Source organism: Chitinophaga sp. (genome assembly GCF_036566945.1).
Lineage (GTDB): Bacteria > Bacteroidota > Bacteroidia > Chitinophagales > Chitinophagaceae > Chitinophaga.
The window spans coordinates 1-1860 of the sequence record NZ_DATCVJ010000774.1; the positions used below are offsets into that span (position 1 = coordinate 1).

The window sequence follows — 1860 nt, forward strand, 5'->3', positions numbered from 1 at the left end:
TGATTAAGGAACATATAGATCAATGTTGAACAGTCGCCTCCGGTAACGTAAAGTAAAAACGACTGCCTTTATCTTCTTCACTATCTACGCCTATAATACCGCCCTGTGCTTCAATAAATTCTTTTGAAATAGCCAGACCAAGACCACTGCCTTTATGCCCTTTCATACCCGGCACCTGGAAAAATCGCTCAAAGATCCTGCCCCGGAAAGCTACCGGAATACCTTTCCCATAATCCTGTACCACAAAAGACACCATATCAGTGCCGGTAGTGCTTACCGCCAGGTCTACTGCCGCGCCATGCGCAGAATACCGGATTGCATTGGTTAACAAATTTACTAATACCCAGGCCGTTTTCTCCACATCTGCCAGCACTTTAGGTAAACTATCGGGAACATTTGTACGAATAACGACCTCGCGTTGGGCGGCCTGCTTCTGCACCGTGTCCATAGCGTATTGTACAATGTTTAACGCAGTTACGGGTTGCGGCTGCAACTGAATATTTCCACTCTCTACCTGCGACAAATCCAGCAGCTCGCTCACAATTTTTATCATGCGCCGGTTGTCCTGTTTAAGACTATCTACCAGCTCCTTTTGTTCTGTACTGAGTGTACCCGTTCTTTCATCTTCCAGCAACTTAATACTGAAATCAGATGCTGCCAGCGGGGTTTTCAGCTCATGGGAAATAGTAGCAATGAAATGCGTTTTAGCAATATCCTGCTCTTTGAAGCTGGTGATATTACGCAGTATCACTACATAGCCTATACGATTTTCTTCATGTTGTATGTCGGTCGTTTCTCTTGTGAAGAAACATTCTTTGCCATCCACTACAATTTTCAGCGGCGCATTTTCGGAGTTACTTACCAGGAAACGTAGCAGGTCGTTGCGTTTCGACACCTCTGCTGCGGGCTGTCCAATCAACTCCTTCTCCGACATATGCAGCAATTGCAATGCGGGCGTGTTGGCAAACAGAATAATATTATTGACATCAAATCCAATGGTGGCATCTTTCAAACTACCTATCACGGCTTCTGCCCGTTGTTTCTCAAACATAATCCGGGCAAGATTGCTGTGTTCATATTCATCGAGCCGCTGCGCCATGGTATTAAACGCCGTGGCCAGATCGCCAAATTCATCGCCGGAAGTAAAGTACAGCCGTTTGCTATATTGTTTATTGGCAATGCCTTTGATGCCTTCTGTGAGTGCATCAATAGGGTTGGCAATATATCCGGGAAAGTTATACACAAAAGTAAATCCCAGCAAAAAACAAACACCACTGATAATCGCAATATACATCAGTGCGTTGTCTGCCGTTTTCTTCACCTTCTCATTTTTACCAACAATAGCGGCCATGTTAAGGTCCATGATGGTATAAATACTTTTCTTAATAGCACTTACCTCGGTAGTGGTATCTTTTTGTAACAATTCAAAAATACGGGTCACTTCCGCGGTAGCATTCTTTTCACCCCGTTCTGTAACATTGGCCTGCTGTTTCCGCAGGTTACCTGAAAACACGGCCATGGCTGCCGCGCGATGTGCTGGCATATCTTCCAGCGCTACCAGCATATTCTTGGAATACTCCAGCGATTCGTAGTTATCCTTGAGAATAAATTTCGCCTTTTCGTTCAGGCGGTTCAGATAGTAGTAGCCGAGGATGCTCACCACCAACAACATGATGTAGAGGAACAATACCCCCAGCGTGATCTTTGTTTTTAATCTGAACGTACTCATGATAATATGATGATGTCGATATCGTTTGAAGAAAGCGTTTTTAATAACTGGTTAAACAGGTTTGTACGCAAAATGATACGGAAAAGACTGATATGCGGCTTTCCCATACAAATGGTAGTGACCCTTTTTTG

General features: G+C 44.2%; 1 protein-coding gene. It reads right to left on the reverse strand.

The features are described from left to right. Window positions 1-19: 19 nt before the first annotated feature. Window positions 20-1729 carry an ATP-binding protein gene (locus VIP81_RS23335; protein ID WP_331967050.1) on the reverse strand — a complete coding sequence of 570 codons (1710 nt, stop codon included), beginning with the start codon at window positions 1727-1729 and terminating at the stop codon, window positions 20-22. Between the last annotated feature and the right edge of the window lie 131 nt (window positions 1730-1860).

Coding starts and splice junctions, on each gene's coding strand:
- VIP81_RS23335 (WP_331967050.1), bottom strand. CDS start 1,729: ATGAGTACGTTCAGATTAAAAACAAAGATCACGCTGGGGGTATTGTTC.